This is a genomic window from Klebsiella sp. CTHL.F3a (assembly GCF_019890895.1).
Classification (GTDB): Bacteria; Pseudomonadota; Gammaproteobacteria; order Enterobacterales; family Enterobacteriaceae; genus Klebsiella; species Klebsiella grimontii.
Genome location: NZ_CP082360.1, coordinates 2,494,257 through 2,515,720 on the forward strand (window position 1 = coordinate 2,494,257; position 21,464 = coordinate 2,515,720).

Here is a 21,464-nt window from a genome sequence, read left to right on the forward strand (position 1 = left end):
TTACACAGATACTATTACTTACGGTATTTAGTAGCTGCGTTGTCCAGACGCTGGTTAGCGCGAGCTGCGTCATCTTTAGCAGCCTGAACGTCGGAACGCATTGCGTTCACGTCGTTGCTCAGCTGGTCAACTTTAGCGTTCAGAGTCTGAACGTCAGAAGACAGCTGATCGATTTTAGCATTGCTGGAGCAACCAGCCAGCAGAGTAGAACCCAGGATTACCGCGCCCAGTACCAGTTTAGTACGATTCATTATTAATACCCTCTAGATTGAGTTAATCTCCATGTAGCGTTACAAGTATTACACAAACTTTTTTGTGATGAGAATATTTTTTTACCTGAATACGCTTATTTTTGATCGTTCGCTCAAAGAAGCATCGAAATCATCACGTAACTTTAAAAAGGCGAGTGAAAACAGCGCGCTTCCATCGGATTCATCTTAGATAATCTCGCGTTAAATAGTAAATTCCGATTTGCATTTTTATTAATAGCGGCTAGTGCCGGAATAAAAAAAAGCGCCCCGAGAGGCGCTTTTAAAGGAAATACTAATTAACCTGTAAATTATTACAGCACGTGCACGGAAGCGGTATTGGTGGTTCCGCTCGGGACTAACGCGCCGGAAACCATAACAACCACGTCGCCTTTACGCGCCAGGCCGCTCTGCAGCGCCAGTTCTTTACCCTGGATGTAGAACGCATCGGTAGAGGAGATATCTTCAACCAGCTGCGCCACAACGCCTTTGCTCAGCACCAGCTGACGCGCGGTAGTTTCGTTGGTGGTCAGCGCCAGGATGGTGGCATCCGGGAAGTATTTACGTACGGCGCGCGCGGATTTACCGCCCTGGGTTGCCACAACGATCAGCGGCGCTTCCAGTTTCTCAGCCGTTTCTACCGCACCGCGGCACACCGCTTCGGTGATGCGCAGCTTACGGTTGTCGTTATTGTACTCAAGACGGCTGGTCATGACGCGGTCGGTACGTTCACAGATGGTCGCCATGATGGTGACCGCTTCCAGCGGGTATTTACCTTTCGCGGATTCGCCGGACAGCATAACTGCGTCGGTGCCGTCGAGGATGGCGTTGGCCACGTCGCCTGCTTCCGCACGGGTCGGACGCGGGTTTTTGATCATTGAATCCAGCATCTGAGTCGCGGTGATAACGACTTTACGCGCGCGGATACATTTTTCGATCATCATCTTCTGCGCGAAGATCACTTCTTCAACCGGGATTTCAACGCCCAGGTCGCCACGCGCAACCATGATGCCGTCAGAGGCTTCGAGGATTTCGTCGAAGTTGTTCAGGCCTTCCTGGTTTTCGATTTTGGAGATGATCTGGATCTTCTCGCCGCCGTGGGCTTTCAGGTGCTCACGGATTTCAACAACGTCAGAACGCTTACGGATAAAGGATGCCGCAACAAAGTCAACGCCCTGCTCGCAACCGAAGATCAGGTCTTGTTTATCTTTTTCAGCCAGCGCCGGCAGCGCGATAGATACGCCCGGCAGGTTAACGCCTTTGTTCTCGCCGAGGTCGCCGTTGTTCAGCACTTTACAAACAACTTTGTTGCCTTCGATAGCGGTCACTTCCATACCAATCAGACCATCGTCAACCAGTACCGTATTGCCAACGCTCAGGTCGCTGGTGAAGCCTTCATAGGTCACCGCAACGATTTCGTTATTACCGACAACGGATTTATCGGTGGTGAAGGTGAAGGTCTGGCCCGCTTTCAGGGAGACGTCGTTGCCGCCTTCCAGCTTAATGGTACGGATTTCCGGACCTTTGGTGTCCAGCAGGATTGCCGCTTTCTTACCGGTTTTACTCATCACATTGCGCAGGTTCTGGATGCGCTGACCGTGTTCCGCATAGTCACCGTGAGAGAAGTTCAGACGCATAACGTTCATGCCCGCGTCCAGCATTTTGGTCAACATCTCTTCGGATTCGGTTTTCGGACCGATGGTGCAAACAATTTTGGTCTTTTTCATGACAGTTTAATCTTTAAGTTGTGAAGGATAGGGATGGGGAATCTGACTCCGTGGGCGCACTGCCGCAGAGTTAAACCTGTATTACGAAAGTTGCTATGCCACGCTCTAAGGATAGGTGACAACAAAAGAGCGTGCAGAAGAATGTGTGCTGGCGGTTCAGCCCATGAAAAGAGGCAACGTGTTATGCGTTTAGTCATGCAATCCAATGCGCTGAAACCATTCAATAAGAATTTGCCGGGCATTATACGTTGCCAAATCCAAAAAAGAAAATGAAAACGATGTTTCATTTCTATAGTTACATACTTAACAAAATGCAAACTAATCCTATGCTTATGCGCAACACATTTTTTCATCATCTGACAAGATAAACAGAGTAGAAACGCGGGTTTATTCACAAGTTTGCCCGGGAAAAGCGGTCTCTGACGCGGAAACGGCACGCTGGTTTGCTTTAATCGGGAAATATATCAATAATGATTTGATTGATAATGAAAATTTGAGAGCGGAATACGATGGGAAACACAGCCAAAGATGAGGCGCTGTATCAGGAAATGTGCCGGGTGGTCGGTAAAGTCGTGCTGGAGATGCGCGACCTGGGCCAGGAGCCGAAGCATATCGTTATCGCCGGCGTGGTGCGTACCGCCCTCGCGAACCCAAAGATCAAGCGTTCCGCCCTGGCGCAGGAAGCGATGGAGAAAGTTGTCCACGCGCTTTCTGGAAACTAGCCGCCGCTGAGCACTACCCGCGTGCTTCAGGAAATCACAAAGCGAACCACCGCTTTCACCGCAATCTCGCAGTGGTGGGCAACCATCGCCTCATCATCAATCGCCGGCATCGGATCGTCCAGGTACAGGCTGCTAAAGGTGTAAAAGTTCGACACCTGATAGAAGCTAAAGCTGCTGATCAATCGATGCACATCGCGCGCTTCCAGCCCCGCCTGAAACACTCCCTGCCGCTGGCCGCGCTGCAGAATATCTTCCAGAATCGACAGGGCGGTGCGGTTTAGCGGTTTCAGCTGGCCCGAGCTTTTTAGCCACTTCCCGCGCTGCATGTTTTCCATACAGATGACCCGCATATAGTCGGCGTGAGTGGCGTGATAGCGCACGCTCCACTTCACCAGTTGCACCAGCGCCTCGACCGGCGGCACGTTTTCCAGCCCAAGCTGCTGCTCGGTTTCGCGGAGCCTGGCGTAGACGTGCTGCAGCACGGCCTGATAAAGCTGCTCTTTCGTCTTGAAGTAATAGACAACCATGCGTTTGGTGGTCTGCGCTTCGGTGGCGATTTGCTCCATCCGCGCCCCCGACAGTCCATGCTCGGCGAAAACGGTAATGGCGGCGGCGAAGATCCGCTCTTTCAGAGACTGCGCTTCGTCATGAGCAACGACGGACATAACGGCTCCTTTTCTTGAGATGCAAAAAATACACATATTGATCACAATTTAGCAACCAACCATGGCGCGATTGAACCAAATGATACATATTCAGGTCATTACCTCAGCCAATGACCCGAGGACACTATGTTGCGCTCCATCGCCACCGTCTCGATCTCCGGTACCTTACCCGAAAAGCTCCATGCCATCGCAGCGGCGGGCTATCAGGGCGTCGAAATCTTCGAAAACGATCTGCTCTATTATACCGGTACGCCGGCCGATATCCGCCATCTGGCGGCAGATTTAGGGCTAAAAATCACGCTTTTTCAACCGTTTCGTGATTTTGAAGGCGTCAGCCGCAGCCAGTTCGCCGCCAATATGGAACGCGCCAGGCGCAAATTTGCGCTTATGCATGAGCTGGGCTGCGACACTATGCTGCTGTGCAGCAATGTTCAGCCGGACTGTTCCGCCGACGTCGAGCTGCAGATCGCGGATTTGCGCGCCCTGGCTGAACTGGCGGAGCAGGAACAAATCCGCATCGGCTACGAGGCGTTGGCCTGGGGTACCCACGTCAACCGCTGGCATCAGGCCTGGTCACGGGTCAATAGCGTCAACAGTCCGGCGCTGGGCATTGTGCTCGACAGCTTCCACGTACTGGCGCGCGGCGATACGCTGCAGCGACTGGGGGAAGTGCCGCCGGAAAAAATCACCTTTGTGCAGATGGCCGATGCGCCGCTGATGAAAATGGATATTCTGGAGTGGAGCCGGCACTTCCGCTGCTTTCCCGGTCAGGGGCAACTGCCGCTGGTGGATTTTGCCTGCGATCTTACCCGCTGCGGCTATCGCGGTCCCTGGTCGCTGGAAATTTTCAACGACAGCTTCCGGGCGTCGCCCAACGGCGCGACGGCGAAAGATGGCTATCGCTCGCTGCTGTGGCTGGAAGAGCAGGTCCGTCAGCGGCTGCCGGAAAGTCAGGTGCCGCTATTTTCGCCCGCTGAACTCCCCCTCTACGCCGGGCTGGAGTTTATCGAGTTTGCCGCTACGCCGGCGCAGGCGGACGAACTTGGACAAAGGTTGACGCAGCTCGGCTTTGCCGAGGAGGGGAGCCATCGCTCAAAACGGGTCTCCCTCTGGCGCAACGGCGGGGCGCGGGTGATAGTCAACGCACAGCCGCACAGCTGGGCCGACCATTTTCACCAGCGTCACGGGGTCTCCCTCTGCGCCATGGCGCTGCGCGTCAGCCAGAGCGCGGCGATCGTGGAACGCGCCCGCGCATACGGCTACGCCACCTGGCAGGGCGATGCCGGGCCGAATGAAAGCCCGATCCCGGCGGTTTGCGCGCCGGACGGCAGCCTCATTTATCTGATTGAGGTGGGGGACGACATCTATACCCGCGATTTTCATCTGCGCGCGAACCTCACGCCGCGCGACGATTATCGCGGTATCGATCATCTGGCTCTCGGCATGGAAGCGGACAGTCGCGATAACTGGATTATCTTTTTTCGCAGCGTATTCGGTTTTACGCTCGAACATGAGCAGACCCTGCCCGATCCTTACGGGCTGGTGCGCAGCCTGGCGGTGCGCAGTCCGCAGGGCGACATTCGCCTCGCGCTCAATATTTCGCAAAGCCGCGCCACGCAAATTGCCCGTTCGGTCGCCTGTTATCAGGGCGCCGGTTTACAGCACGCGGCGTTTGCCTGCCGCGATTTACCCGCCACCCTCGCCGGCCTGCCGCAGATTGCGGTCGACGCGCTGCCCATTCCGGCGAACTATTATGAAGATCTGCTGGCCCGTTTTGGCGAAGGTGCTCAGGTTAACCTTTTGAAGAATCATCAAATTCTTTATGACCGTGACGACGACGGAGGGGAGTTCCTGCATCTTTATACCCGCCCATTTTCTGCCGGACGCTTTTTCTTTGAATTGACCGAGCGGCGCAACGGTTACGCACTTTATGGTGCTGTAAATGCAGCTGTACGCTTGTCAGCAATGCAGTACACCTAGTAATGTAGCAGATGGTTCACAACCCAATGTCGCAAACACAATAACAACATCCGGCTGTACCCTATGACAGGAAACGACTATGAACTCTTATAGCCACAATCAGACGACGGCCGCCGCCGCGTCCGACGTGCGGCCTTCCCGGCGGCGTATCGGTATTCTTGCGCTGCTGGCCGTCGGCACCATGATCAACTATCTCGACCGCACGGTGCTGGGTATCGCCGCGCCGCAGCTGACCGCTGAACTGGGGATTGATGCCGCAATGATGGGCATCGTGTTCTCCGCCTTTGCCTGGACCTACGCGCTGGCGCAGATCCCCGGCGGCATCTTCCTTGACCGCTTCGGTAATAAAGTCACCTATTTTCTGGCGCTGACCCTGTGGTCGCTATTCACCATGTTCCACGGCCTGGCGGTTGGCCTGAAGAGTCTGCTGCTGTGCCGCTTTGGCCTCGGCGTCAGCGAAGCGCCCTGTTTCCCGGTTAACAGCCGGGTAGTGAGCGCCTGGTTTCCGCAGCAGGAGCGCGCCAAGGCGACGGCGGTCTATACCGTCGGCGAATATCTCGGGCTGGCCTGTTTTGCGCCGCTGCTGTTCTGGATTATGGGCAGCTTCGGCTGGCGGGCGTTGTTTATTAGCGTCGGCGCCGCCGGGGTGTTGTTTGCGCTGGTGTGGTGGCGTTGTTACCGCGAGCCGCATGAGGATAAGCATCTTAATCAGCTGGAGCGCGAGCACATCGTCAACGGTGGCGGAATGTCCACCGGCGCGGAGCAGCATACCGCCTTTAGCTGGCCGCTGGTTCGCCAACTGCTGGCTAAACGGCAGATTCTTGGCGCCAGCATCGGGCAGTTTGCCGGTAATACGGTGCTGGTCTTCTTCCTCACTTGGTTCCCGACCTATCTGGCCACCGAGCGCCATATGCCGTGGATCAAAGTCGGCTTCTTCGCCATCATGCCGTTTCTCGCGGCGGCGGGCGGCGTCATGTTCGGCGGCTGGGTTTCGGATAAGCTGCTGAAGGCCACCGGCTCGGCAAACCTCGGGCGTAAGCTGCCGATTATCACCGGTCTCCTGATGGCGAGTACCATTATTGCCGCCAACTGGCTGACCAGCGATCTGGCGGTGATCATGGTGATGTCGTTCGCCTTCTTTGGTCAGGGGATGGTCGGGCTGGGCTGGACATTAATCTCCGATATCGCGCCGAAGGGCCTTGGCGGTCTGACCGGCGGCCTGTTTAACTTCTGCGCTAACCTTGCCGGGATTCTTACGCCGCTGATTATCGGTTTTATCGTTGCGGCCTCCGGCAACTTCTTTTACGCGCTTATTTATATCGGCGGCGCCGCGCTGCTGGGCGTAGCGGCCTATCTGTTTATTCTCGGCGATGTTAAACGTATCGAACTTTCGCAGTAGCGCAGTAGCAAAAGGAGCAGCAAATGGTGATTAGTGGAAATACGCGGCTGATAGCGCATCTTGGCTACCCGACCGCGAAGTTTAAAGCGCCGATGATTTACAACCCGTGGTTGGTTCATCAGCAGGTTGACGCCAAAGTGGTGCCGATGGGCGTCAAGCCCGAGGATTATGCCGCCTTTGTGCCGATGCTGTTTAAGATGACTAATATTATTGGCGCACTGGTCACCATGCCGCACAAAATCGCCACCTGCGGGTTGGTGCAGCGTCTGAGCCCAACGGCGGCGATAGCGGGGGCGTGCAACGCGATTCGTGCCGAAGCCGACGGTACGCTGAGCGGCGATATGTTTGACGGCGAAGGCTTTGTCCTCGGTATCAAACGTAAAGGATTCGCGACGCGCGGCGCCCGGGCGCTGGTGGTAGGCAGCGGCGGCGTCGGGTCGGCCATTGCCGCTTCGCTGGCGGCGGCAGGGGTTAGCGCCCTGACGTTGTACGACGTCCAGGCGCAGACGGCTGAAGCGCTGGCCGGGCGTCTGCTTCAGCACTATCCTCGGCTGGATATTACGCTGATGCAGCGCGATCCGCAGGGGCACGATCTGGTGGTCAACGCCACGCCGCTGGGGATGAAAGAGGGCGATTCGCTGCCGTTAGATCCGCAGCGCCTGACGCCGGGAACCTTTGTCGGCGAAGTGGTCATGGCCCAGGAGTTCACCCCGTTACTGCAGGCGGCGCGGGCGGCGGGTTGTCCCATTCAGCGCGGCACCGACATGCTGTTTGAAATGATCCCTGCCTATCTGCGTTTCTTTAACCTGCCGGTAGCGACGCCGGAACAGTTGCGCGAGCTGGCGGAGATTTCCTACTAAACCGATCTGAACCTGCGTTACTCTATCGTTATATTTATAGTTATATAACGATTGGAACACCACGCCGCGGGTGATGTGGTCGGGGAGGGGCACTTTCCGGCCCAGTTGGTCGGTGAGGGTGCGGTCGGCAAAGGCCTGGCCGGCGAACAGGCTGGCGCTTTATAGCGTCAGGACGAAGAAAACGCGCGGATGTCTGGACATGAAGGGCTCATTAGCAATGAATAATCGTTATATATTAAAGTACACAACAATGCCGAGCGCGATGGCTGACGGGCTATTTACCGCTAAAGAACAAGGTTATTGGTAAAAAACCTCTTCATCGGACATCCGTTCCTCTATTCGGCTGGCGACCTTTTGCAACGAGGCGAGGTACTTTTGCGCCGCCTGGTCGATAGTCATGGCCTGGGCCATATACACCAGGTTCAGGCAGCCGATGACCCGCTGCTGGCGGCGAATGGGGACGGCAATGGACGCGATTTTCTCCTCCTGCTGCCAGCCGCGAAAGTTTTCACCGTAGCCGTTTTGCCGGGTGCGTTCGAGGATGGCGACCAGCTTCTCCGGCTCGCGCGCCAGCTGATACTCCGCTTCCGGCCTGGCGGCCAGCATCTCAACGATCGGGCTTCGTTCATGTTCCGGGGCGAAGGCCAGCCAGGTCAATCCGGAGGCGGTCAGCAGCAGCGGCAGGCGGCGGCCGACCATCGCGCGGTGGAAGGAGAGGCGGCTGAAGCGGTGAGTAGTTTCGCGCACGACCATCGCATCGACGTCCAGAGTCGTGATATCGGTGGGCCATAAAACCTCCCGCAGCAGCTCGCCAAGCAGCGGCGTGGCGAGGGCAGAAATCCAATGTTCGTCACGAAATCCCTCACTTAACTGACGCACTTTAATCGTCAACCGGAAGCTGTCATCGGAGCGGCTGCGGCGCACGTAACCCTCGTCCTGTAGCGTTTCCAGTAGCCGCCTGACGGTGGTGCGGTGCAGGCCGCTAAACTCGGCCAGGGTGCCGACCGTCGCGCCTCCGTCGAATTTATTTAACAAATTTAATAACAATAACCCGCGGCTTAAACCGCGTACCGTTTTGTAATCCGCCGACGAATTTTGGTCCATGCTTCCTCTATAAAAATCATATTAAACAATAATGTGCATCTGGTGCACGTTATGTGATGTTTTGATTGTAGCGCAAATCATCGCCCCTATACTGACCTCACTATAAAAATATATTCACATTTGGTTAACAAGTTGCCCGCATTGATTCTTCTGCAATGTTGGCAATGCGTTCGAAGCGTGAGGTTTTGAAAATGACAACATCTAATCCTGATATTCAACCGGCCGTACAGCACACCGCCCAGGTCGCGATTGTCGGCGCCGGTCCGGTTGGCCTGACCATCGCCAACTACCTCGGGCAGATGGGCGTGAGCGTCCTGCTGATTGAGAAGCTTGAGTCGCTGATCGACTATCCCCGCGCCATCGGTATTGACGATGAGTCGCTGCGGGCAATGCAGGCGGTGGGCCTGGTGGACAAGGTATTGCCGCATACCACGCCGTGGCACGGGATGCGCTTCATGACGCCGAAAGGGCGCTGCTTTGCCGATATTCAACCGATGACCGACGAGTTTGGCTGGTCGCGGCGCAACGCGTTTATTCAGCCGCAGGTTGATGGGGTGCTGTACGAAGGCCTTAGCCGCTTCCCCCACGTGCGTTGCCTGTTTTCCCGTGAAGTGGAGGCTTTTAGCCAAAATAGTGACAACGTCACGTTGAATCTCAAAGGCAGCGCCGGCGAACATGAAACCGTGCGCGCCGACTGGCTGGTGGCCTGCGACGGCGGAGCGAGCCTGATTCGCCGCACGCTCAATATCCCCTTCGAAGGTAAAACCGCGCCGAATCAGTGGATTGTTATCGATATTGCCAACGACCCGCTGGCGACGCCGCACGTCTATCTGTGCTGCGATCCGGTGCGTCCGTACGTGTCAGCCGCGCTGCCGCACGGGGTACGGCGCTTTGAATTTATGGTGATGCCCGGCGAAACCGAAGCCCAGCTCAGCGAGCCGCACAAGATGCGCCAGCTACTGAGCAAGGTGCTGCCGGACCCGGACAACGTCGAGCCGATCCGCCAGCGCGTCTACACCCATAACGCGCGCATCGCCGAACGCTTTCGCGTCGATCGCGTGCTGCTGGCGGGCGACGCCGCGCACATCATGCCGGTCTGGCAGGGGCAAGGCTATAACAGCGGCATGCGCGACGCCTTTAACCTGGGGTGGAAGCTGGCGCTGGTGGTGAGGGGCAAAGCTGGCGAGGCGCTGCTCGACAGCTACCAGCAGGAACGGCGCGATCATGCCAAAGCGATGATCGACCTGTCGGTGACCGCCGGCAACGTGCTGGCGCCGCCGAAACGCTGGCACGGCGCGGTGCGCGACGGTATTTCGTGGCTGCTCAACTATCTGCCGCCGGTTAAACGCTACTTCCTGGAAATGCGCTTCAAGCCGATGCCGCAGTATCGCGAAGGCGCGCTGCTAGCGGAAGGCGAAGGCAAAACGTCCCCGGTAGGCAAAATGTTTATCCAGCCGAATGTCACGCTGGAGGGCGGTCAGGTGACGCTGCTGGATGAGGTGATGGGCGCGAACTTTGCCATCATCGCCTGGGGCAGCAACCCGCTGTGGGGGCTTAACGATGAGCAGATAGCCCGCTGGCGCGCCGTCGGCGTGCGGTTTATCCAGGTGGTGCCAGAAGTACAGATTCATTGCGATCAGGACAACGTGCCCGGCGTCATCCGCCTCGGTGATACGCAAAACCGCCTGAAAAGCTGGTTCGCGCAGCACGATACCGCCATCGCTGTGGTGCGTCCGGACCGCTTCGTCGCCACCGTGGCCATCCCGCAAACCCTGAGCAAAAAGCTCGACGCGCTGGCACGCAAGATGCAGCTGGCCGCCACCCAGGCAGCAACGACGATTGAACAGGTGGCCTGATATGAACGCGTATCTTCATTGCCTCTCGCATACCCCGCTGGTGGGCTACGTTGACCCGGAACAGGCGGTGCTGGACGAAGTGAACGGCACCATCGCCGACGCGCGGGCGCGCATTGCCGCCTTCGACCCGGAGCTGGTGGTGCTGTTTGCCCCCGATCACTACAACGGTTTTTTCTACGATGTGATGCCGCCGTTTTGTTTAGGCATCGGAGCGACCTCTATCGGCGACTTCAGCAGCGCCAGCGGCGTTTTGCCGGTGCCGACGGCGCTGGCGGAGGCCTGCGCCCACGCGGTGATCAAGGACGGTATCGATCTGGCGGTCTCCTACTGCATGCAGGTGGACCACGGCTTTGCGCAGCCGCTGGAGTTCCTGCTCGGCGGGCTCGACAGGCTGCCGGTTCTGCCGGTGTTTATTAACGGCGTCGCCTCGCCGCTGCCGGGCTTTCAGCGTACCCGCATGCTGGGCGAAGCCATTGGCCGCTTTCTAACCACCCTCAATAAGCGGGTATTAATTCTCGGCTCCGGCGGCCTGTCGCATCAGCCGCCGGTACCGGAGCTGGCGAAGGCCGATGCCCATATGCGCGACCGGCTGCTGGGCAGCGGCAGGCAGCTGCCACCGGACGAGCGTGAATTGCGCCAGCAGCGGGTCATTAGCGCGGCGAAGCAGTTTATCGATGACCAGAACTCGCTCTATCCGCTCAATCCGGTCTGGGATACCCGCTTTATGAGCCTGCTGGAGCAGGGGCGGCTGACGGAGCTGGACGCCGTCAGTAACGAAGAACTGTCGGCGATGGCCGGGAAATCAACGCACGAAATTAAAACCTGGGTGGCCGCTTTTGCCGCGCTATCCGCATTTGGCCGCTGGCGCTGCGAAGGCCGCTATTACCGACCAATCCCCGAGTGGATTGCCGGGTTTGGCTCGCTGAGCGCCGCCGCGCAGAACTGAATTAACGGGAGAAGATGATGAGCTACCAACCGCAAACCGAAGCCGCCACCAGCCGTTTCCTCAACGTTGAGGAGAACGGAGAGACATTACGCATCCATTTTAACGACTGCGGCCAGGGGGATGAAACCGTGGTCCTGCTGCACGGCTCCGGCCCCGGCGCCACTGGCTGGGCCAACTTTAGCCGCAATATCGACCCGCTGGTGGAGGCGGGCTACCGGGTCATTCTGCTGGACTGCCCCGGCTGGGGAAAAAGCGATTCTATCGTCAACCGCGGCTCGCGTTCCGACCTGAACGCCAGGGTGCTGAAAAGCGTGATTGACCAGCTGGATATCAGCAAGGTGCATCTGCTGGGCAACTCGATGGGCGGCCACAGCGCGGTGGCATTCACCCTGACCTGGCCGGAGCGCGTCGGCAAACTGGTGCTGATGGGCGGCGGAACCGGCGGCATGAGCCTGTTTACGCCGATGCCGACGGAAGGCATCAAGCTGCTGAACGGCCTCTACCGTGAGCCGACCATCGAAAACCTGAAAAAGATGATGAACATCTTTGTCTTCGATACTCGCGATCTGACCGAAGCCCTGTTCGACGCGCGCCTCAACAATATGCTGTCGCGCAGGGAACATCTGGATAACTTCGTCAAAAGCCTGGAAGCCAACCCGAAACAGTTCCCGGATTTTAGCCCGCGTCTTGGCGAAATCCGCGCGCAAACCCTGATCGTCTGGGGGCGAAACGATCGCTTCGTGCCGATGGACGCCGGGCTGCGCCTGCTGGCGGGCATTAACGGTTCCGAGCTGCATATCTATCGCGACTGCGGCCACTGGGCTCAGTGGGAGCACGCGGAGAGCTTTAACCAGCTGGTGCTCGACTTTCTGGCGCGTCCCTGAGGAATCCTGATGACAACTTTATCTCTTGAACAACTGGCGCAGCGGCTGCGCGATGCCGAAACGCGCGGTCAGGCCATTGAACCGCTGCGCGATACGCTTGGCGTTGACAACGCGGAAGCGGCCTACGCCATCCAGCGGATGAACGTGCAGCACCACGTGGCGAACGGCCGCCGGGTGGTGGGGCGCAAGGTGGGACTGACCCACCCGAAAGTGCAGCAGCAACTGGGCGTTGACCAGCCGGACTTCGGCACTCTATTTGCCGATATGTGCTATGGCGATAACGCCGAGGTCCCGTTCTCCCGGGTGCTGCAGCCGAAGGTGGAGGCCGAAATCGCCCTGCTGCTGAAACGCGATCTGCCGCATACCGATACTACCTTTGATGAGCTTTACGCCGCCATCGACTGGGTACTGCCGGCGCTGGAAGTGGTCGGCAGCCGTATACGCGACTGGTCGATTGGCTTCGTCGACACGGTCGCCGATAACGCCTCCTGCGGCGTTTACGTGCTGGGCAGCCCGGCGCGGCGTCCGGACGGGCTGGACCTGAAAAATTGCGCGATGCGCATGACCCGTAATGAGGAGGAGGTCTCCAGCGGGCGGGGCAGCGAATGTCTTGGCCACCCACTGAACGCGGCGGTGTGGCTGGCGCGCAAAATGGCCAGCCTCGGCGAGCCGCTGCGGGCGGGCGATATCGTGCTGACCGGAGCGTTAGGCCCGATGGTGGCGATAAACGCCGGCGATCGTTTTGCCGCCCATATCGACGGTATAGGTTCAGTGGCGGCGACCTTTGTCGCCAAAGAGGAAGAGAGTGATGAGTAAACGTAAAGTCGCCATTATCGGCTCCGGTAATATCGGCACCGATTTAATGATCAAAATACTGCGCCACGGGCAGCATCTGGAGATGGCGGTAATGGTCGGCATTGACCCGGAATCAGACGGCCTTGCCCGCGCCCGGCGCATGGGCGTCGCCACCACGCACGAGGGCGTTGGCGGCCTGATGCGGATGGCCGAATTCGCCGATATCGATTTTGTTTTTGACGCCACCAGCGCCGGGGCGCACGTAAAAAACGATGCCGCGTTGCGCGAAGCTAAACCGGGGATCCGCGTTATTGACCTGACCCCGGCGGCCATCGGCCCGTATTGCGTGCCGGTGGTTAACCTCGAGGCCAACCTTGCCGAGGGCAACGTCAATATGGTCACCTGCGGCGGCCAGGCGACGATCCCGATGGTGGCGGCGGTCTCCCGGGTGGCGAAGGTCCACTATGCGGAGATCATCGCCTCGATTGCCAGCAAATCCGCCGGGCCGGGGACGCGCGCTAACATTGATGAGTTCACCGAGACCACCTCGCAGGCCATCGAGAAAGTCGGCGGGGCGGCGAAAGGTAAAGCGATTATCGTGCTGAACCCGGCGGAGCCGCCGCTGATGATGCGCGATACCGTGTATGTCCTGAGCGAAGCGGCGTCGCAGCAGGAAATTGCCGCGTCGATCGCCGAGATGGCGGCGGCGGTGCAGGCTTATGTGCCAGGGTATCGCCTGAAGCAGCAGGTGCAGTTTGAGGTCATCCCGGATGATAAACCGGTAAACCTGCCGGGGGTCGGCCGCTTCTCCGGCCTGAAAACGGCGGTTTACCTTGAGGTTGAAGGGGCGGCGCACTATTTGCCCGCCTACGCGGGCAACCTCGACATTATGACATCGGCGGCGCTGGTGACGGCGGAGAAAATGGCCCAGGCGATGAACGTCACGGCGGGAGAAGCAGCATGAATGGTAAAAAACTCTATATCTCAGACGTGACCCTGCGCGACGGGATGCACGCGATTCGCCATCAGTACTCGCTCGACAATGTGCGCCAGATTGCCCGGGCGCTGGACAGCGCGGGCGTCGATTCGATAGAAGTGGCCCACGGCGACGGGCTGCAGGGTTCCAGTTTTAACTACGGCTTCGGCGCGCACAGCGACCTGGAGTGGATTGAAGCGGCGGCGGAGTCGGTCAGCCAGGCGAAAATCGCCACTTTATTGTTGCCCGGCATCGGCACGCTGCACGATCTGAAAAACGCCTATCAGGCCGGAGCGCGGGTAGTACGGGTGGCGACCCACTGCACCGAGGCGGATGTTTCCGCGCAGCATATCGCCTTTGCCCGCGAACTGGGCATGGACACCGTAGGCTTTCTGATGATGAGCCATATGACCACTCCGGAGCAGCTGGCGCAGCAGGCCTTGAAGATGGAGTCCTACGGCGCGACCTGTATTTACGTGGTCGATTCCGGCGGAGCGATGAATATGAACGATATCCGCGATCGTTTCCGCGCCCTCAAGGCGGTGCTGAAGCCGGAAACCGCCACCGGGATGCACGCGCACCATAACCTGAGCCTCGGCGTGGCCAACTCCATCGTCGCGGTGGAAGAGGGCTGCGACCGTATCGACGCCAGCCTGGCGGGGATGGGGGCCGGGGCGGGCAACGCGCCGCTGGAGGTGTTTATCGCCGCCGCCGACAAGCTCGGCTGGAATCACGGTACCGATCTGTACGCTCTGATGAATGCCGCCGATGAGCTGGTGCGCCCGCTGCAGGACCGCCCGGTGCGGGTTGACCGCGAAACGCTGGCGCTGGGCTATGCCGGGGTTTACTCCAGCTTTCTGCGCCACAGCGAAGTAGCAGCCGGGCGCTACGGCCTGAGCGCGGTGGATATTCTCGTCGAACTCGGCAAGCGACGGATGGTGGGCGGTCAGGAGGATATGATCGTCGACGTCGCGCTGGATCTGCTCAATCGTCATCAATAAAAGCAACGCGCGGCTGGCAACGTATCAGCCGCCATTCATCTGCTCCGCTTGTCCGGATATCGCAAAGGTACCCTATGACCCAAACAACGACTGCAAGCAATTCGCGCCTGATGTTAACCGTCGGGCTCTGTTTTATGGTGGCTCTGATGGAAGGGCTGGATCTGCAGGCGGCGGGGATCGCCGCCGTTGGCATGGCGCAGGCGTTCGCGCTGGATAAAATGCAGATGGGCTGGATCTTCAGCGCCGGGATCCTCGGCCTGCTGCCCGGCGCGCTGGTGGGCGGCATGCTGGCGGATCGCTATGGCCGCAAGCGAATTCTGCTGGGTTCGGTGCTGCTCTTCGGCCTGTTCTCAATCGCTACCGCGCTGGCGTGGAATTATCCGACGCTGCTGCTGGCGCGACTGCTGACCGGCGTCGGCCTGGGCGCGGCGCTGCCGAATCTGATTGCGCTCACCTCGGAAGCCGCCGGTCCGCGCTTTCGCGGCAGGGCGGTCAGCCTGATGTATTGCGGCGTGCCCATTGGCGCGGCGCTGGCGGCGGCGCTGGGCTTTTTCGGCCTCGCCGCCGCCTGGCAAACGGTGTTCTGGGTCGGCGGTATCGTTCCGCTGCTGCTGGTGCCGCTGCTGCTGCGCTGGCTGCCGGAATCGCCGGTGTTTCAGCGCAGCGCGCAGGGCGTGCCGCTGCGCACGCTCCTCGCGCCGGGCAATGCTACCGCCACGCTGCTGCTGTGGCTGTGCTATTTTTTCACGCTGCTGGTGGTCTATATGCTGATCAACTGGCTGCCGATGCTGCTAGTCGGCCAGGGGTTCAGCGCCAGCGAGGCGGCGGGAGTGATGTTTGTCCTGCAGTTTGGCGCCGCCTGCGGCACGCTGCTGCTAGGGGCGCTGATGGATAAGCTCAGCCCGCTGTGGATGTCGCTGCTGATCTATACCGGCATGCTGGCGTCGCTGCTGGCGCTGGGGACCGCGTCCTCGCTGACCTCAATGCTCTTCTCCGGCTTTGTCGCCGGACTGTTTGCCACCGGCGGACAGAGCGTGCTTTACGCGCTGGCTCCGCTGTTCTATCGCACCGAAATCCGCGCCACCGGCGTAGGAACGGCGGTGGCGATCGGCCGTCTCGGCGCGATGAGCGGCCCGCTGCTGGCGGGCAAAATGCTGGCGCTGGGCACCGGAACCGTGGGCGTGATGGCCGCGTCTGCTCCCGGTATTCTGCTGGCGGGGGCGGCGGTATTCTGGCTGATGAGCCGACAAAAGCGCGCGGCGCTGGCCTGAGCATTTTCGCTGATTCCCGGGGCGGCGCGATAAAGCCGCGCCTTGCCCGGGCTACCGGGCTGGTAGCCCGGGAATCCACCTTGCGCATCTATCCACTTTGGCATAGGTTAAATCATCATCCATTGATTCTTCCGAGCATCATGTCTTTTACATCCCGCTTACTAAGCGATATCCCCGGTATCCGCTACGCCTTTCTCGACGTTCATGAAACCGCCGCCTTTCCCTATAGCGAAATGGCGCCGGTTAAACTGGTTCACAGCAATATCGTGCATGAGTATCGCGCGCCGCAGGCGGAGCGACCCCACGCCGATGCGATGTTTACCGCCGTCAGCGGGCAGAAGATGGGCGTGGTGACCGCCGACTGTCTGCCGCTGCTGATGGCGTCGCGAGACGGGCGCTATGTCTGCAGCGTACACGCAGGCTGGCGCGGCGCGGCCAGCGGAATTATCGACAATAGCCTCGCGCTGTTTCAGCGTTATCACGTCGACCCGCAAGATCTGGTGGTGGTGAGCGGGCCGCATATTCATGCCTGCTGCTATGAAGTCACCGGCGACTTCTACCAGGCGCTGCTGGCGATGCCCGCCGGCGAACTGGCAAAACGCCATCGGCAGCAGCTTTTCCTGCCCCATCAGGCGGCGTCGGAGGGTGAACAGGCGAAAGCGACCGGTGACCACAATTTTTGGTTCGATCTGCGAGCCTTTGCGCGTCTCCTGCTGCGCGAGGCGGGCGTGCCGGATGAAAACATGGAGTGGCTGGGGAGCTGTACCTACTGTACGCCGCAACTGCTGGGGTCGTATCGCCGGCGTACGCATTTTCCGGCGCCGAAATCATTTCAGTATTCATGGATCATGCGCGAGCCTGGTGAGACGAAATGATGTTTGATGATGTGTAACATCGGCGGTCGTTTGCTATCTCTGCACTCCTTCAAACAAGGAGGATTGCAAAATGAAATTGAACCCGTTCGCTGTATGTTTCGCACCGCTGCTGGCCGCCAGCGCGTTTTCCGCTCATGCTGGCCCGCAGGCCCATGTGGTCTGCGCATATCACCACACGTTGGGCGATGACGCCATCATGATGTTCGGCAAACCGAATCAGGCCATGTGGCATGATTTTTTTGGTAATACCCATACCGATGCGGTTTCCACCTATCAAACCCTGCGCGACCAGCCGGAAACCACCTGCGATAACAAGGCCGACAGTTCCGCCTACTGGGTGCCTTCAATGAAGCTGCCGGATGGTCAGGTGGTGACGCCGGCGTATCAAAAAACCTACTATCAGACCAGCAAAGTGGAACAGTATCCGCTGCAACCGTTCCCGGCGGGTCTCGAACTGCTGGCGGGAGACCATCATGGCTCGGCCCCCAGCTCGCGGATTACGTTTTTGTGCGCCAACGGGAAAGGCTACAGCAACCAGGCAGGGGAGGTCTGTGGACTGCGTAAAGGCGGCGATGCGGTACAGTTTAATATCGGTATTCAGTTCCCCAACTGCTGGGATGGCGTCAACCTGAAGCCGGCTCACGGGCACAGTAACGCGGCATATGATGTCAACGGCGCCTGTCCGAGCGATTATCCGGTGAAAATCCCGACGGTAAATATGAACGTTGCCTACGTTCTGCCGCAGATAACCTCGCTGGATACCGCAAAAATTCAGCTTTCACTGGATCCGGTTATGGACGGCGATAAGCGCGAAGAGCGCTGGGGCAGTATCTATACGGCGCACGCGGATTTTATGAACGGCTGGACGGTGGAAGGGGCGCACTATATGACCGAGCGCTGCATGAACAAGGGGATCGACTGCGGCAGCGCGGTGCCGTATCGCTTCACGACGGCGAAGGAGAATGCGCTGGTGGACAGCACCGAGCCGACGGTTGCCCACGCCGCACCGGAAAACCTGGTGGTGAGCGATAACTGGCAAAACGGCGGGCGGACGCATAACCCGGAAACCATGACGCTGGTGAAATTTCCTATCCCGCCGCTGCCGCAGGACCAGGACGCCTCGCTGTTTAAATATCAGCTGCGGATCTACGGCGGTAAAGTGGAGACCAACGGCGCGGATCAGATCTTCTTCTATCCGGCGAACAATGACTGGAGCGCCAGCAGCGTGACCTGGAATCATCGTCCACCCTGCAACTACAGCTCACAGGCGTCGTTGTATCTCAATTCCAAACGCGAATACCGGATGGTGGATGTCGATAAAGCGGTGCGCAAGGCGCTGGCGGAAGGCAAAACCGAGATTTCGTGGTATATCGGCGGCGACCGCCAGGGCAATCGCTATCATTTCGACCCGGCGGGCGCGCAGCAGGAGCCGATGCTGATGCTGATGGGCTTTAAAAATACGCCGGAGATCTGATTGCGTCCCTTCCCCGAGCTACTGGACCGCAGATGGCTGTGGACCCGTAGCCCGGGCAGGCGCTTTGCGCCGCCCCCGGGATTAGAGCGCAGAGTGGCATAATTTCCCGGAGGCGATGCTGCGCATCTGTCCGGGCTACGGTATGGCCGACGGTGGTGAGCCCTTAGCCCCGCTAAGCGCAGCGCGAGCGGGGAAATTCACAACACCGTAAACCCGTGCGTGCCATCGCGCTTGAGCTGTTCAACCAGGCCGAACTCCCAGTCGAGGTAGGCCTGCATTGCCGCGGGGGAGTTATCGGTACCTTCATACGGGCGCTGATAGCGATCGCTGCGCGGCGTCGCCAGATGCGTCTCGCCGTGCTCGAGCGCAAGCCCGGCGTCAATCCACGCCAGAGTGCCGCCGCTCAGCAGTCGCACCGGTTTACCGGTTAACGCCGCCACCTCAGGCACTGCATAGCGGGCCAGCAGGCTGCTGCCGCAGGTGACAACGTAACGTTCGGCGGAAGGGATAACCTCCAGCGCCTGGCGCAGCTGCGAACGTATCAGCCAGTAAGCGCCGGGAATGTGCCGGGCGACATAGTTGGCGCTGGTGGTGAAATCCAGTACCACGGTGCCCGGTTCCCGCAGCTGTTCCGCCAGCTGCTGCGCAGAGATCTCCTCCGCCTGCGGACCAGGCGGTACGCGGCCTGCGGGGGTACCGCGCTCGCTAAAATCTTCCGCGCGCGCATCGCGTAAGACCGCCACCTCCCAGCCCATCTGCGCCAGCCAGGACGCCGTTATCGGCGCGCGTATCTCGTCATCGGCAACCAGCACAATGCGCGCCCCGCGCACGCTGGCGAAATGGTCGGTCTCCTGCACCAGCTGCCCGCCGGGCGCGCTGACGCTCTGCGGCAGATGGCCCGCGGCATACTCTTCCGGACTCCGGACGTCGAACAGATAGGTGGTGCGTGCGGGCTGCCGCAGCCAGCGCTGAAGGGTGGGGCTATCGATAAAGGCGACTCCGGCGCGTTCCGCCAGCTGTCTCACCGTTGCCGCGCGTTCGGCTGGGGCGCGAAAATCGGCGTCGTAGCGCCGCTGCTGGGCGCGCTCAAGGTCAAACCCGGCTAAGGTCCAGCCGATGGTGCCGTTGCGCAGCGCGTAGACCGGGTTGGGCAAACCGGCATTGCGCAGCGACTGCGTGCCGATAATGCTGCGCGTGCGCCCGGCGCAGTTGACGATCACCGTCGCCTGCGATGACGGAACCAACCCCTCAATGCGCAGCGCCAGCTCCCCGCCGGGCACGCTGATGCTGCCGGGAATATTCATGGTGTGATACTCATCGAAACGGCGCGCGTCGACCACCACTACCTCCTGTGGGCTATCGAGCAGCGCTTTCACTTCCCCGGCGCTCAGCGAGGGGGTATGCCGCTCGCTCTCCACCAGCTCGCCGAACGCTTTGCTCGGCGAATTGACGTCCTGAAACAGTTCCCCGCCGCTGCGCTGCCAGCCCGGCAGGCCGCCTTCCAGCAGGGCGACATTTTCGTAGCCCCAGCTCTGTAGACGCTCGACGGCTCGCTCTGCCAGGCCCTCGCCGCCGTCATAGACGGTAATCGGCGTCGTCAGGCGCGGTACGCGCCGAAAAATGTCCAGCTCCAGCTTGCTGAGCGGCAGATTGGCGGCAAACAGCGGATGGCTGCGGGCAAAGTCGGCCTCTTCGCGAACGTCGATCAGCGCCAGCTCGGCGCCGTCAAGCAGCGTCTGGCGCAGCTGTGCGGCCGGACGATAAGAGCAGGTGGGCATATTAATTATCCTTTGAGAGATCCCAGATATTGGGTAAGTGGCGGTTGGAGTAACCGGAGACAAATGGTTTGACGAGGCCTTCCGGGGTATAAACCGCGCGCCTGACGCCGCCGATATTGCCGCCGTAAACGTGAATACTGATCGAGACGCTATCCGCCAGGGCGTTGCTCACCCGGTGAATATCACCGTCGCGGGAAGAGACTTTTTCCACCTCGCCTGGGGAAAGGCGTTCAGCAACGCCGCTGACCACCGGCTGGCCGCGCTCGTCCAGGCGGTAGCGCTGATTCTCCTCCGCGCCGCGCAGCATGCCGATGGCGCCCCACACCCGATGGTCGTGAATCGGCGTCGATTGCCCCGGGCCCCAGACGAAGCTGACAATGGAGAAACGCTGTCCGGAGTCAACATGCAGCAGGTACTGCTGATAGTGGTGGGGATGCGGCAGGGTGTACTCTTCCGGCAGCCAGTCATCTTTTTTCACCAGCGCGGCCAGGCGCACGGCCACGGCGTCGAGCAGGGCCTTCTCGTCGGCGAACTCGCGATGCAGTGCATCAAGGTCTTGAATAAACTGGCGTAATTTTTCCACTCGCGGTGCGGTCATGGTCGCTTCCTGTTGTCGGGACTGGTCTTTACGCTAGCAAAGGCGTTAATATAATTAAAATGCAATTTCCGCATATATTAATATGCAAAAATCACATTGATAGCCTACCCATCAAGCGTCATTGGCGCAGACAGTTTGAACACGGCCAGCGCGGAAGAACCGGAGCGTACACGTAGTACGTGAGGATTATTCGCTACGCTCCCCCTTCGGGCCGCCCTGAAGGCGTTCAAAACTCTATGAGTTTTGTCTGAGCACTGCCCAGGTTCAAAATGGCAAGCAAAATAGCTCTGATGGGCCAGGCTTTA

The 21,464-nt window shown here is 59.4% G+C and carries 20 protein-coding genes and 1 pseudogene; 13 read left to right on the forward strand and 8 right to left on the reverse strand.

Going from position 1 to position 21,464, the window contains the following annotated elements:
* Window positions 1–14: 14 nt before the first annotated feature.
* The 3 genes from lpp to ynhH all read right to left on the reverse strand — a co-directional run bounded on the left by lpp (window position 15) and on the right by ynhH (window position 2,331).
* Window positions 15–251, reverse strand: coding sequence for a murein lipoprotein Lpp (lpp, locus tag K7H21_RS11730; protein WP_003029373.1), 237 nt, complete (start codon window positions 249–251; stop codon window positions 15–17).
* Between the two features lie 311 nt (window positions 252–562).
* Window positions 563–1,975, reverse strand: coding sequence for a pyruvate kinase PykF (gene pykF, locus K7H21_RS11735; RefSeq protein WP_004119183.1), 1,413 nt, complete (start codon window positions 1,973–1,975; stop codon window positions 563–565).
* The gene (gene ynhH, locus K7H21_RS29350; protein WP_418612157.1) at window positions 1,972–2,331 is read right to left on the reverse strand and encodes a protein YnhH; all 360 of its coding nucleotides are present in this window, start codon (window positions 2,329–2,331) and stop codon (window positions 1,972–1,974) included. The genes pykF and ynhH overlap by 4 nt, the downstream gene beginning before the upstream one ends.
* A gap of 153 nt (window positions 2,332–2,484) precedes the next feature.
* Here ynhH and fumD point away from each other — a divergent pair, with 153 nt between their 5' ends.
* A complete protein-coding gene (gene fumD, locus K7H21_RS11740) occupies window positions 2,485–2,697 on the forward strand; it encodes a fumarate hydratase FumD (protein WP_004119184.1) in 213 nt (70 codons plus the stop codon).
* A 26-nt stretch (window positions 2,698–2,723) separates the two neighbouring features.
* On the opposite strand, the gene K7H21_RS11745 is transcribed toward fumD, so the two are convergent.
* Window positions 2,724–3,362 carry a TetR/AcrR family transcriptional regulator gene (locus tag K7H21_RS11745; RefSeq protein ID WP_223035790.1) on the reverse strand — a complete coding sequence of 213 codons (639 nt, stop codon included), beginning with the start codon at window positions 3,360–3,362 and terminating at the stop codon, window positions 2,724–2,726.
* A gap of 126 nt (window positions 3,363–3,488) precedes the next feature.
* On the opposite strand from K7H21_RS11745, the gene K7H21_RS11750 reads away from it, so the two are divergent.
* The 3 genes from K7H21_RS11750 (at window position 3,489) to K7H21_RS11760 (ending at window position 7,601) form a co-directional block, all read left to right on the forward strand.
* Entirely contained in the window at window positions 3,489–5,342 is a 1,854-nt protein-coding gene (locus tag K7H21_RS11750; protein ID WP_223035791.1) for a bifunctional sugar phosphate isomerase/epimerase/4-hydroxyphenylpyruvate dioxygenase family protein, read from the forward strand.
* Window positions 5,343–5,421: 79 nt separating this feature from the next.
* Window positions 5,422–6,741, forward strand: coding sequence for an MFS transporter (locus K7H21_RS11755; RefSeq protein WP_004119189.1), 1,320 nt, complete (start codon window positions 5,422–5,424; stop codon window positions 6,739–6,741).
* 23 nt (window positions 6,742–6,764) lie between these two features.
* Window positions 6,765–7,601, forward strand: coding sequence for a shikimate dehydrogenase family protein (locus K7H21_RS11760; protein WP_223035792.1), 837 nt, complete (start codon window positions 6,765–6,767; stop codon window positions 7,599–7,601).
* A 51-nt stretch (window positions 7,602–7,652) separates the two neighbouring features.
* Here the strand turns inward: K7H21_RS11760 and K7H21_RS28965 are convergent.
* Together K7H21_RS28965 and K7H21_RS11765 are read right to left on the reverse strand one after the other, a co-directional pair.
* A pseudogene (locus K7H21_RS28965) lies at window positions 7,653–7,802 on the reverse strand (hypothetical protein); the annotation flags it as partial.
* Window positions 7,803–7,898: 96 nt separating this feature from the next.
* Window positions 7,899–8,705 (reverse strand): DNA-binding transcriptional regulator, encoded by an 807-nt coding sequence (locus tag K7H21_RS11765; protein WP_004119193.1) that lies wholly within the window; start codon window positions 8,703–8,705, stop codon window positions 7,899–7,901.
* A 191-nt stretch (window positions 8,706–8,896) separates the two neighbouring features.
* Here K7H21_RS11765 and K7H21_RS11770 point away from each other — a divergent pair, with 191 nt between their 5' ends.
* The 9 genes from K7H21_RS11770 to K7H21_RS11810 all read left to right on the forward strand — a co-directional run bounded on the left by K7H21_RS11770 (window position 8,897) and on the right by K7H21_RS11810 (window position 18,783).
* The gene (locus tag K7H21_RS11770) at window positions 8,897–10,561 is read left to right on the forward strand and encodes a bifunctional 3-(3-hydroxy-phenyl)propionate/3-hydroxycinnamic acid hydroxylase (RefSeq protein WP_223035793.1); all 1,665 of its coding nucleotides are present in this window, start codon (window positions 8,897–8,899) and stop codon (window positions 10,559–10,561) included.
* Between the two features lies 1 nt (window position 10,562).
* A complete protein-coding gene (gene mhpB, locus K7H21_RS11775; RefSeq protein ID WP_004119199.1) occupies window positions 10,563–11,507 on the forward strand; it encodes a 2,3-dihydroxyphenylpropionate/2,3-dihydroxicinnamic acid 1,2-dioxygenase in 945 nt (314 codons plus the stop codon).
* A 17-nt stretch (window positions 11,508–11,524) separates the two neighbouring features.
* On the forward strand, window positions 11,525–12,391 hold the full coding sequence (gene mhpC / locus K7H21_RS11780) for a 2-hydroxy-6-oxonona-2,4-dienedioate hydrolase (protein WP_049115346.1): 867 nt from the start codon (window positions 11,525–11,527) through the stop codon (window positions 12,389–12,391).
* Between the two features lie 9 nt (window positions 12,392–12,400).
* Entirely contained in the window at window positions 12,401–13,207 is an 807-nt protein-coding gene (mhpD, locus tag K7H21_RS11785; RefSeq protein WP_004119203.1) for a 2-keto-4-pentenoate hydratase, read from the forward strand.
* Window positions 13,200–14,150: an acetaldehyde dehydrogenase gene (mhpF, locus tag K7H21_RS11790; protein ID WP_223035794.1), complete on the forward strand. Its 951-nt coding sequence runs from the start codon at window positions 13,200–13,202 to the stop codon at window positions 14,148–14,150. The genes mhpD and mhpF overlap by 8 nt, the downstream gene beginning before the upstream one ends.
* Window positions 14,147–15,163, forward strand: a complete 1,017-nt coding sequence (gene mhpE, locus K7H21_RS11795; protein ID WP_004119209.1) for a 4-hydroxy-2-oxovalerate aldolase — start codon at window positions 14,147–14,149, stop codon at window positions 15,161–15,163. The genes mhpF and mhpE overlap by 4 nt, the downstream gene beginning before the upstream one ends.
* A gap of 74 nt (window positions 15,164–15,237) precedes the next feature.
* Complete coding sequence (gene mhpT / locus K7H21_RS11800; protein ID WP_223035795.1) at window positions 15,238–16,434, forward strand: 3-(3-hydroxy-phenyl)propionate transporter MhpT; 1,197 nt, start codon at window positions 15,238–15,240, stop codon at window positions 16,432–16,434.
* Between the two features lie 140 nt (window positions 16,435–16,574).
* The gene (locus K7H21_RS11805; RefSeq protein ID WP_049114557.1) at window positions 16,575–17,309 is read left to right on the forward strand and encodes a purine nucleoside phosphorylase YfiH/LACC1 family protein; all 735 of its coding nucleotides are present in this window, start codon (window positions 16,575–16,577) and stop codon (window positions 17,307–17,309) included.
* A 70-nt stretch (window positions 17,310–17,379) separates the two neighbouring features.
* Complete coding sequence (locus K7H21_RS11810) at window positions 17,380–18,783, forward strand: CBM96 family carbohydrate-binding protein (protein WP_004119215.1); 1,404 nt, start codon at window positions 17,380–17,382, stop codon at window positions 18,781–18,783.
* A gap of 197 nt (window positions 18,784–18,980) precedes the next feature.
* Here K7H21_RS11810 and K7H21_RS11815 read toward each other — a convergent pair whose 3' ends face one another.
* Both K7H21_RS11815 and K7H21_RS11820 read right to left on the reverse strand, forming a co-directional pair.
* Window positions 18,981–20,561, reverse strand: coding sequence for a rhodanese homology domain-containing protein (locus K7H21_RS11815; protein WP_223035796.1), 1,581 nt, complete (start codon window positions 20,559–20,561; stop codon window positions 18,981–18,983).
* Between the two features lies 1 nt (window position 20,562).
* Window positions 20,563–21,159, reverse strand: a complete 597-nt coding sequence (locus K7H21_RS11820) for a cysteine dioxygenase family protein (RefSeq protein WP_004119221.1) — start codon at window positions 21,157–21,159, stop codon at window positions 20,563–20,565.
* Window positions 21,160–21,464 lie beyond the last annotated feature (305 nt).

Excerpts from the sequence above, each read along its gene's own strand:
- lpp (WP_003029373.1), bottom strand. The coding sequence starts at position 251 with ATGAATCGTACTAAACTGGTACTGGGCGCGGTAATCCTGGGTTCTACT.
- pykF (WP_004119183.1), bottom strand. The coding sequence starts at position 1,975 with ATGAAAAAGACCAAAATTGTTTGCACCATCGGTCCGAAAACCGAATCC.
- ynhH (WP_418612157.1), bottom strand. The coding sequence starts at position 2,331 with ATGATGAAAAAATGTGTTGCGCATAAGCATAGGATTAGTTTGCATTTT.
- fumD (WP_004119184.1), top strand. The coding sequence starts at position 2,485 with ATGGGAAACACAGCCAAAGATGAGGCGCTGTATCAGGAAATGTGCCGG.
- K7H21_RS11745 (WP_223035790.1), bottom strand. The coding sequence starts at position 3,362 with ATGTCCGTCGTTGCTCATGACGAAGCGCAGTCTCTGAAAGAGCGGATC.
- K7H21_RS11750 (WP_223035791.1), top strand. The coding sequence starts at position 3,489 with ATGTTGCGCTCCATCGCCACCGTCTCGATCTCCGGTACCTTACCCGAA.
- K7H21_RS11755 (WP_004119189.1), top strand. The coding sequence starts at position 5,422 with ATGAACTCTTATAGCCACAATCAGACGACGGCCGCCGCCGCGTCCGAC.
- K7H21_RS11760 (WP_223035792.1), top strand. The coding sequence starts at position 6,765 with ATGGTGATTAGTGGAAATACGCGGCTGATAGCGCATCTTGGCTACCCG.
- K7H21_RS11765 (WP_004119193.1), bottom strand. The coding sequence starts at position 8,705 with ATGGACCAAAATTCGTCGGCGGATTACAAAACGGTACGCGGTTTAAGC.
- K7H21_RS11770 (WP_223035793.1), top strand. The coding sequence starts at position 8,897 with ATGACAACATCTAATCCTGATATTCAACCGGCCGTACAGCACACCGCC.
- mhpB (WP_004119199.1), top strand. The coding sequence starts at position 10,563 with ATGAACGCGTATCTTCATTGCCTCTCGCATACCCCGCTGGTGGGCTAC.
- mhpC (WP_049115346.1), top strand. The coding sequence starts at position 11,525 with ATGAGCTACCAACCGCAAACCGAAGCCGCCACCAGCCGTTTCCTCAAC.
- mhpD (WP_004119203.1), top strand. The coding sequence starts at position 12,401 with ATGACAACTTTATCTCTTGAACAACTGGCGCAGCGGCTGCGCGATGCC.
- mhpF (WP_223035794.1), top strand. The coding sequence starts at position 13,200 with ATGAGTAAACGTAAAGTCGCCATTATCGGCTCCGGTAATATCGGCACC.
- mhpE (WP_004119209.1), top strand. The coding sequence starts at position 14,147 with ATGAATGGTAAAAAACTCTATATCTCAGACGTGACCCTGCGCGACGGG.
- mhpT (WP_223035795.1), top strand. The coding sequence starts at position 15,238 with ATGACCCAAACAACGACTGCAAGCAATTCGCGCCTGATGTTAACCGTC.
- K7H21_RS11805 (WP_049114557.1), top strand. The coding sequence starts at position 16,575 with ATGTCTTTTACATCCCGCTTACTAAGCGATATCCCCGGTATCCGCTAC.
- K7H21_RS11810 (WP_004119215.1), top strand. The coding sequence starts at position 17,380 with ATGAAATTGAACCCGTTCGCTGTATGTTTCGCACCGCTGCTGGCCGCC.
- K7H21_RS11815 (WP_223035796.1), bottom strand. The coding sequence starts at position 20,561 with ATGCCCACCTGCTCTTATCGTCCGGCCGCACAGCTGCGCCAGACGCTG.
- K7H21_RS11820 (WP_004119221.1), bottom strand. The coding sequence starts at position 21,159 with ATGACCGCACCGCGAGTGGAAAAATTACGCCAGTTTATTCAAGACCTT.